Here is an 8,531-nt window from a genome sequence, read left to right as displayed (position 1 = left end):
GGACGCAAGCGTTAGCGTCCGGCCCGCTCTCTTGGGCCGAGCGACGGCTCGCTCGACACCTGTTATGCTTGACCGGTCCAAAGGAGGACCCATGACGTACCGCTATCTCGGCAAATCCGGCCTCAAGGTCTCCGCGCTCTCCTTCGGCGCCTGGGTCACCTTCGGTGATCAGCTTGGCGAGGACGTCGCCACCGAGCTTATGAAGACCGCCTATCAGCACGGCGTCAACTTTTTCGACAACGCCGAGGGTTATAGCGGCGGCAAGGCCGAGACGATGATGGGCAACATCATCCGGAAGCTCGGTTGGAAGCGCAGCGACCTGGTCTTGTCCACCAAGATCTTCTGGGGGGGCGACGGCCCCAACGACGTGGGGCTGTCGCGCAAGCACGTGCTCGAGGGAACCTGGGCGGCCCTGAAGCGCTTGCAGACGGACTACGTGGACCTGGTCTTTTGCCACCGCCCCGACCCCAACACGCCGATCGAGGAGACGGTCCGGGCCATGAACGTTTTGCTCAGCCAGGGCCTGGCCTTCTACTGGGGCACCAGCGAGTGGTCGGCCGAACAGATTCGCCAGGCCTACGAGTTGGCGCGCCGCGAGCATCTGGTGCCGCCTGTCATGGAGCAGCCGCAATACAACATGTTCCACCGGCAGCGCGTCGAGACCGAGTACCGCCCCCTCTACCGCGACGTTGGGTTGGGACTGACCACCTGGAGCCCGCTGGCGAGCGGTATCCTGAGCGGCAAGTACAACGACGGCATTCCCGAGGGAAGCCGGCTCGACACCAAGGGCTATGAGTGGCTAAGGGAGCGCTCCCTGAGCGAGGAAGGCAGGGGGCGGCTCCAGAAGGTGCGTGAGCTGGCGGAGGTCGCGGACGAGCTCGGCTGCACTGTGGCGCAACTCGCCTTGGCCTGGTGTCTGAAGAACCCCGACGTGTCCACGGTCATCACCGGCGCCAGCCGGCCCGAACAGGTGGCGCAGAACATGGAAGCGCTGAACGTCGTCGCCAAGCTTGCGGATGAGGTGATGGCACGCCTCGAGGAGATCTTGGACAACAAGCCGGCCCCGCCGCCCGATCTGCGCGACGGCTGAGTACCCAGCGTTGAGTACCCAGCATGAGGCGCCGCCGGCACTGTCTGTGGCTGCGCCTCATGCTCATAAAGGGTTTCAGATGTCGACGCGCCCGCAGCAGCATTGCTCGCAGCAGCATTGCCGCAGCATTTCGCGCCTCCAGCAGGCGTGACAAGAGGGTGATTCAAAACCAAGACTTCCTGGGGTGGGGTAAGCAGGCTCTGTGATTAGCGTAGCCCGGCTGAACGCAAAATTGAAGAACGTCTACTACGGCTGGTGGATCGTCGTCGGGGCGATCCTCATTCAGACCTTGCAGATCGGCCTGCTCGGCCAGGGCTACAGCGTCTATATTCCCGCCCTTCAGGCCGAATTTGGCTGGAGCACCACCCTCTTGGCAGGCGCATTTTCGGTATTACAGGCTGTCAGCGGTCTTCTCGGTCCGGTGCAGGGCTGGCTGCTTATCCGCTTCGGGCCGCGCGCGCTCATGCGCGCCGGCATGGTGCTCTTCGGACTCGCTTTCCTCGCCTTCAGCCAGGTCACCTCTCTGGCGGCTTTCTTTACCGCCTTTATCCTGATGGCCGTCGGCTATAGCCTGGGTGGCTTTCTCTCCCTGACGACCACGGTGGTGAACTGGTTCGAGCGGCGGCGCTCCTCCGCCTTGGCGCTCATGCAACTCGGGGTGAGCCTCGGCGGCCTGGCGCTTCCTCTCATCGCCTGGTCTCTCACGGCGCTGGGCTGGCGCAACACCTCGTTCCTCTCGGGGCTCATCATCTTGCTGGTGGGTGTGCCGCTCACCCAGCTCATGCGCGAGTCCCCCGACGATGCCACCCATAAATCCAAGGATAAATCCCAGGACGCCGACGCGGCGTCTCGCCGGCAGAGTCCTGCCACGGCTGCGCTGGGCGCTCAAAAGCAGGCCGTCGACCAGAGAACGCTCAAGGTCGCCAGGCGCGAGTTCACGGTTCAAGAGGCGCTGCGCACCCGCACCTTCTGGCTGTTGGGCTTTGGTCACGCCCTGGCGCTGCTCATCGTGTCCGCGGTAAATGTCCACGCGGTCCTTCACCTCAGCGCGGGTTTGGGTTACTCGCTGCCGGCGGCGGCGGGCTTCGTCTCGCTGATGACGGCCTTTACCGTACTCGGGCAGCTCGTCGGCGGCGTGCTGGGGGACCGCTATCCAAAACGCCTGCTGGCCATGATGGCCATGTGGGTTCATGCGGCTGCTCTCCTGGCGCTCACCTACGCCACCTCGACGGTGATGGTGGTGCTCTTCGCGGCGGGTCACGGCCTCGCCTGGGGCACGCGCGGGCCGCTCATGCAGGCGATTCGCGCGGACTATTTCGGCCGCAAGGCCTTTGCGACCATCATGGGCTACTCCTTCTTGATCGCCATGCTCGGCACCATGGGCGGCCCCCTCATCGCCGGCGCCTTCGCGGATGCCTTTGGCAACTACCGGGTTGGCTTCACCATCTTGGCGGGCATGGCGGCTTGTGGGTCGGTGTTCTTCTTGCTGGCTCGAGAACCCTAGGAGAAAAGCCCTCCTTGATCTTGCAGAGCCTATCTGGCGCCGCGGCCTGACTGGCACGATAAAACTGCACGATAAAAAAAGATCGCCCAGACCTCTGGGCGATCGGAAGCGTCGGCGTTGTCGCTGGGGCTAGTAGCGGTCCCGACCACCACCGCGGTTACCGCCGCGATTGCCACCGTAGCCACCGCTGCGGTCGCCGCCGCGGCCCCCACCGGGTGAGCCGCCGCGGTCGTCGTCACGAACGGGCGCGGGGTTGGTGACGGTAACGTTGGCTGCCTGCAATCCCTTCGGACCCTTTTCGACCTGGTACTCGACCTCATCCCCTTCGTTCAGGTTCTTGAAGCCGCTGCCTTGGATGGCGGAGAAGTGAACGAAAACGTCGTCCCCGCCCTCATCTTGCTGGATGAAACCGAAGCCCTTTTCGCCGTTGAACCACTTGACTTTGCCTATTGGCATCTTTCCGTCCTCTTTTGCCCGGCTCTAGGACCGGGCGTATGCTAGACCTTGCTGCCGGATGTGCAGGGAACGCAAAAGCCCTTTGCTTTGACGTCGACCTTATTATACACGAGTTCGTGGTCTCGTCACCGTCCTCAGGATTGGCCCGCAGCTGGGCGCTAAAGCTTGCCTCCGGCCCGCTCTCTTAGGGCGAGCGAGGCGCCTCCTAGCGCGTCGGTGAGGTCGGCGGCGGCCTCGAGAAGTTGCCTGCTCATGACAACGAGCTCCGTTTCCGTAAAGCGCGTACGCGGCCCGGCGAGGCTCATCGCGCCGACGAAGCCCCTCTGGGCGCTGAAGATGGGGCAGGCGAGCGCCGCCGTATCGGACTTTCGCCTGCTCGCGGATACCACCAGCAGTTCCTGGCGCACCGCGGCGCAGGCCTCGTCGTCTTCGGTAAAGGCGAGCAGCACCTTCCCCGCCGCGCCGGTCTCGAGCGGAAGCTGCGTGCCTGCCGTGACGTAGTGAAGGACTCGGTGCAGGGGCGAGTTGACCCGGAAGAGGCAGATACGCTTGTCGCCCTCACGGATGTAGAACGAGGCGCTCTCGCCGGTGCTCTTTGCTAGCTGCCGCAAGGTGGGCAAGACGTAACCCTCGAGCTTAAACGACTTCTGGTAGAACTGCCCGAGTTTTAGCAGGGCCGGTCCGAGGCGGTACTTGCCGTCGCTCAAACGGCGCAGGTAACCAGCGCGCTCGAGCGAGGCGCAGAGTCTCAAGATCGTGCTCTTGTAGAGCCCGCTGCGCCTGGCCAGCTCCGCGAGAGGCAATGCTTCATCGTCCTCCTCGAAGACTGCCAAGAGGGCTAGCGCCCGATCGACGGCGGCAACGCCCTGTTCGGCCATCTTACCCTCCCTTTGTGCGCCAAGCCAGGAGACAGAACGGTATTCTGCCTAGTAGAACAATAATCGAATCGAGCAGTGGTTGTCAAGCTCTTTGGGAGATTCGGCACTTGCATTCGATCTTCTCTTTTTTCTAGAGAGGCCCTTACGATTCCTGTAACCCACTCTCCTGAAAATGGCTGGTCTCCTGAAAATGGCTGGCATTTTCATCCTTCGTGGTGCTGGTGGCGACCAGCATGAAAGATTGCTCTATGAGTTGCTCTATGAGTTGGCCGTTGCTGCCTTTCCAGTACCACTCCGTCGTCTCCATCAACAAAAATCGGCATAGAGACAGTTGATCTGGAAGTAGTAACTGACCCAGCCCGTGTCGGGGTCGGTTAGCCCCGCGGCAAGCTCCCAACCGTAATTCCCAAAGTAGGTGATCACATCTACCAGATCTGCCCCTGGTAAGGCTTCTCCGGTATAGAACGCCATCACCTGCTCCCACACGCTGGACCATGGGGCTTGGAATTCTTGGGATGTCTGGCGATGCCGATCCACGAGCGTGACCTGGGTGGCGCTCTCATTTCTCCTGTACTCGATGAGTATGGTCTGGAATGATTGCGCTGAACCGAAGTGCCAAAGGACCAACAATACAGCGATAGCTGTGATTCGCTTCATGCTCAACACCTGCCCTTCACGATTTACTGCACTTAAAGATATACCCATCGAGATATACCCATTGCTGTGCTGAAGTACGAATGCAACCATGCAAGGCGCTATGGGTTGATGTTCATCCCTCTTGCCCCACTTCCAGTTCTCTTGTCATGGCGGGCCAGGTCGAAGCACAGCAGGAGGAGTGGCGCCAGTCGGTATCCGATCTGCTAACCTAGACAGCTATGAAGATGATCCTCCTCGGTTTCAAGCCGGATGTCCTGACGGAAGCGCAAGTAGCCCAGGTTCGCGCAGCCGCGCCCGAAATGCGGGTGGTGCTCAGCCATGAACGCGAGGAGATCGAGCGGGTTTTGGGCGAGGTCGAGATCATCGCCGGGAACGTTCCGCGCGACCTGCTCGTCAAGGCAACGAAGCTGCGCTGGTACCAACAGTGGGGAGCTGGCGCCGACTGGCTCTTGCGTCATCCCGAAGCGGCCGAACTGGACTTCGTCTTGACCAACGCCTCCGGCGTACACAGCGTCCCTATCAGCGAGCACATCCTCGCCACGCTGCTCGCCTTCGCCAGACAGCTCCCGCAGGCGGTTCGGCTGCAGGCCCGACGGGAGTGGCGTAGCCAGAGGGAAGTTTTTGAACTCGCCGGCAAGACGATGCTGCTGATCGGCGTCGGCAGGATCGGCGAGCGCACTGCCCTTGTGGCTGAAGCTCTTGGCATGCGGGTCCTGGGTGTGCGGCGTGATGCTACGAAGGGCGTGGCAGCGATCGAAGCGATGTACGGACCTGAGCAGCTGCTCGAGCTCTTGCCGCAAGCCGACGTCGTGGTCGTGACGGTGCCGCTGACAAAGGAAACGTCAGGCATGATAGGGGAGAAGGAACTCGAGGTCATGAAGGCGAGCGCCTACCTCGTCAACATCGGCCGAGGCGGCACGGTTCAAGAGGCCGCCCTCGTTCGGGCGTTGCAAGAAGGCTGGATCGCCGGCGCGGGACTCGATGTCTTCGCGACCGAACCCCTGCCCGAAGACTCGCCGCTCTGGCTCATGGAGAACGTCATCGTCACCGCTCACTACTCGGGTAGCACGCCCCACTACAACGACAGGGTGCTGGCGATCTTTCTGGGGAACCTGGAGCGCTATCATAAGGGCGAGCCGCTCCACAACGTCGTCGATAAGCAGGTCGGCTACTGAGCGCACAAGGGAGAAAACCATGGAATACCGCGCATTAGGACGAACCGGCGTCAAGGTGAGCCCGCTCTGCCTGGGCTGTATGACCTTCGGCGCCAAGACCAGCCCCGAGGACTCGTACGCTATCGTCGACCGGGCGCTCGAGGCCGGCATCAACTTCATCGACACCGCCAACGTCTACAGCCGCGGCCGCAGCGAGGAGGTCACGGGCGAGGCCTTGAAGCGCAACGGCCAACGCGACAAGGTGGTGCTGGCGACCAAGGTGCACGGCGTGATGGACGATGACGATCCTAACGCTCGCGGCAACAGCCGCCGCCACATCATCCAACAGTGCGAAGCGAGCTTGCGCCGCCTGCAAACGGACTACATCGACCTCTACCAGATCCACCGCCCCCAGCCGGACATCCCCATCGACGAGACCCTGCAGGCCCTGGACGACCTCATCCGCAAGGGCTACGTGCGCTACCTCGGCACCAGCACCTTCGCCGCCTGGCAGCTCACCGAAGCGCTAGCGGTCGCCAAGGAACTGCGGCTCAACCGCTTCGTCTGCGAGCAGCCGCCCTACAACTTGCTGGACCGGCGCATCGAGCGTGAACTCTTGCCGATGGCGCAAACCTACGGCGTCGGGATTATCCCCTGGAGCCCCTTAGCCGGCGGTCTCTTGAGCGGCAAGTATCAGAGGAATGCGGACGCGCCCGCCGACAGCCGCTACGCTGACGCCAAAGACAGCCCTATCCAGCAGCGACGCCAGACCGACCGGGCCTTCGACGTGATCGAAGGGTTGCAACCCCTGGTCGCGGCCAAAGGCTGCACGATGTCGCAGTTTGCGCTGGCTTGGTGCGTGCAGCAGCCCGGCGTGACCAGCCCCATCATCGGACCGAGGACGATGGCACAGCTCGAGGACAACCTGGGGGCGCTCGAGGTCGCTATCGGCGATGAAGACCGCGGTAAGATCGATGAGCTGATCCCACCCGGTGATATGGCCTCAGCCTTTTACGAAGCCAACTTCGGACCTCACCCTTACCGCTAGACACGAGCTACCTGACGCGGTGGAGGAGCACATGAGCACCCGCACCATCTTTGGGGCGGCCTCCTTGGGCCGGATAACGCGAAGCGGACCGGACGCTTGACGGCCAGCCTTCTCGTCGCTTGGCTGCTCTGGCAGCGGGTCAGGCGGCAAGAGGACGCGCGGCCAAGCGCTTAACTGGAGATGAGGAGCATCAAGCAAGACGACGCTCACACTACTGAACCCGGCCTGATCATCCGTGAGAAGGACCCGGAAAACCTCGAGTTCCCCTTCTCGAGCCTCAAGGGTCTCATCACACCTAGCGAGAGGTTCTACGTCCGCAGCCACTTTCCGGTGCCAAAGCTCGACCTGGCCACCTGGCGGCTGAGCGTCGAGGGTGCGGTCGAAGCGCCCTGCGAGCTGAGCTATAACGACCTTGTCGAGATGCAGGACAGGACGCGGCCTGCTCTGCTCGAGTGCGCCGGCAACAACCGCGTCTTCCTGGAGTCCCGAGCGAGCGGCGTGCAGTGGGAGCAGGGCGCGGTCGGCAACGCCGAGTGGACCGGGGTGCCGCTCGCGGAGCTCCTCGAGCGCGCGGGCTTGCGCGAGGGGGCTACGGAGGTGGTGCTTGAAGGTGCTGACCAGGGTGTCCCGTCCGAGGAGCCTAGGCCGGCGGGCGAGATCCGCTACGCGCGCTCCTTGCCGCTCGACAAGGCCCTGCGCGACGTCTTGCTGGCCTACCGCATGAACGGCGAGACCTTGCCTGCTTCCCACGGCTTTCCCTTGCGCGCGGTGGTCCCCGGCTGGTACGGCATGGCCTCGGTCAAATGGCTCAGTCGGATTCTCGTCACCGACCGCCCTTTTCGCGGGTACTTCCAGACGGTTGATTACGCGTACTGGGAGCGGCAGGACGGCCTGCCGGTGCGCGCGCCGATTACCGAGACTCGAGTCAAAGCGCAGATCGCCCGCCCCAGCATGCTCGAGGTCGTGCCGAGAGCCACGGATTACCGCGTCTTCGGCGCGGCTTGGACGGGCGAGTCCGAGGTGGTCAAGGTCGAGCTGAGCACCGACGGTGGCGAGAGCTTCACCGAGGTTGCGCTGCTGGGCGAAGCCCTTTCCCACACGTGGCGACTATGGGAGTACGTATGGCGCACGCCCGGCGAGCCCGGGCGCACCACCCTCATGGTCCGCGCCACCGACGCCCGCGGCCATAGGCAGCCGCAAGAGCGGGACGGTGACCGCGGTAGCTACATGATCAATCATGTCCTGCCTATCGACGTTCAAGTTCATTGAACCAAAGCCGGCGTTCGTGGAGGTTGATAATGGACGATCGCGACAAGACCCTACAGGTCGAACGCGATGCAAAAGCGCGCCGGCGCGAGCGACCCGCGGTTGAGGACGACACGCCCAAGCAGAGCGGCCCGAGCCTGGAGAGCGGCGAAGAGCAACGGCCGGATGACCCCTCGCCTGAACGGTGCGGACGCCACGACCTTTGGAGTAGGCACTGTTGGAGTAGGCACTGTTGGAGTAGGCACTGTAGCTGGCCAGCAAACTCTCCCTTTGTGCGCCTGAAACTTCCGCCCTGGGCCAAGGGTGGGCCAAGCCAGGAGTTGACATCACGCCCGCGTTGGTGTTTAATGATGCCAGTAAAACAGAACAGTGTTCTGCCTAGTAGAACAACAGTTGAACGGAGCAGTGGTTGTCAAGTTCTATGGGAGACTCGGCATTTGCAGTCGATTTTTCTCTCTTAATCAAGGAATAAGGGACC

The 8,531-nt window shown here is 62.7% G+C and carries 8 protein-coding genes and 1 pseudogene; 5 read left to right on the top strand and 4 right to left on the bottom strand.

Going from position 1 to position 8,531, the window contains the following annotated elements; all coding sequences use genetic code 11:
- The first annotated feature begins 91 nt into the window (after positions 1–91).
- The gene (locus M3498_01255) at positions 92–1,090 is read left to right on the top strand and encodes an aldo/keto reductase (protein MDQ3457923.1); all 999 of its coding nucleotides are present in this window, start codon (positions 92–94) and stop codon (positions 1,088–1,090) included.
- Positions 1,091–1,292: 202 nt separating this feature from the next.
- The gene (locus tag M3498_01250) at positions 1,293–2,594 is read left to right on the top strand and encodes an MFS transporter (GenBank protein MDQ3457922.1); all 1,302 of its coding nucleotides are present in this window, start codon (positions 1,293–1,295) and stop codon (positions 2,592–2,594) included.
- 264 nt (positions 2,595–2,858) lie between these two features.
- On the opposite strand, the pseudogene M3498_01245 reads toward M3498_01250, so the two are convergent.
- The 4 genes and pseudogenes from M3498_01245 to M3498_01230 all read right to left on the bottom strand — a co-directional run bounded on the left by M3498_01245 (position 2,859) and on the right by M3498_01230 (position 4,585).
- Positions 2,859–3,050: pseudogene (locus M3498_01245) on the bottom strand (cold-shock protein).
- Positions 3,051–3,208: 158 nt separating this feature from the next.
- Positions 3,209–3,928, bottom strand: a complete 720-nt coding sequence (locus M3498_01240; GenBank protein MDQ3457921.1) for an IclR family transcriptional regulator — start codon at positions 3,926–3,928, stop codon at positions 3,209–3,211.
- Between the two features lie 142 nt (positions 3,929–4,070).
- Positions 4,071–4,238, bottom strand: a complete 168-nt coding sequence (locus M3498_01235; protein MDQ3457920.1) for a hypothetical protein — start codon at positions 4,236–4,238, stop codon at positions 4,071–4,073.
- The gene (locus tag M3498_01230; GenBank protein ID MDQ3457919.1) at positions 4,235–4,585 is read right to left on the bottom strand and encodes a hypothetical protein; all 351 of its coding nucleotides are present in this window, start codon (positions 4,583–4,585) and stop codon (positions 4,235–4,237) included. Before M3498_01230 ends, M3498_01235 begins: the two co-directional genes overlap by 4 nt.
- A gap of 218 nt (positions 4,586–4,803) precedes the next feature.
- On the opposite strand from M3498_01230, the gene M3498_01225 reads away from it, so the two are divergent.
- The 3 genes from M3498_01225 to M3498_01215 all read left to right on the top strand — a co-directional run bounded on the left by M3498_01225 (position 4,804) and on the right by M3498_01215 (position 8,056).
- Positions 4,804–5,760, top strand: coding sequence for a D-2-hydroxyacid dehydrogenase (locus tag M3498_01225; GenBank protein MDQ3457918.1), 957 nt, complete (start codon positions 4,804–4,806; stop codon positions 5,758–5,760).
- A 19-nt stretch (positions 5,761–5,779) separates the two neighbouring features.
- Positions 5,780–6,787 carry an aldo/keto reductase gene (locus tag M3498_01220; GenBank protein MDQ3457917.1) on the top strand — a complete coding sequence of 336 codons (1,008 nt, stop codon included), beginning with the start codon at positions 5,780–5,782 and terminating at the stop codon, positions 6,785–6,787.
- A 180-nt stretch (positions 6,788–6,967) separates the two neighbouring features.
- Positions 6,968–8,056, top strand: coding sequence for a sulfite oxidase (locus tag M3498_01215; protein ID MDQ3457916.1), 1,089 nt, complete (start codon positions 6,968–6,970; stop codon positions 8,054–8,056).
- Positions 8,057–8,531: the final 475 nt, after the last annotated feature.

This window comes from Deinococcota bacterium (assembly GCA_030858465.1).
In the GTDB taxonomy this organism is placed as follows: domain Bacteria; phylum Deinococcota; class Deinococci; order Deinococcales; family Trueperaceae; genus JALZLY01.
This window is presented reverse-complemented; position numbering and strand designations above follow the sequence as displayed.

Coding starts and splice junctions, on each gene's coding strand:
- M3498_01220 (MDQ3457917.1), top strand. CDS start 5,780: ATGGAATACCGCGCATTAGGACGAACCGGCGTCAAGGTGAGCCCGCTC.
- M3498_01215 (MDQ3457916.1), top strand. CDS start 6,968: ATGAGGAGCATCAAGCAAGACGACGCTCACACTACTGAACCCGGCCTG.
- M3498_01230 (MDQ3457919.1), bottom strand. CDS start 4,585: ATGAAGCGAATCACAGCTATCGCTGTATTGTTGGTCCTTTGGCACTTC.
- M3498_01255 (MDQ3457923.1), top strand. CDS start 92: ATGACGTACCGCTATCTCGGCAAATCCGGCCTCAAGGTCTCCGCGCTC.
- M3498_01225 (MDQ3457918.1), top strand. CDS start 4,804: ATGAAGATGATCCTCCTCGGTTTCAAGCCGGATGTCCTGACGGAAGCG.
- M3498_01240 (MDQ3457921.1), bottom strand. CDS start 3,928: ATGGCCGAACAGGGCGTTGCCGCCGTCGATCGGGCGCTAGCCCTCTTG.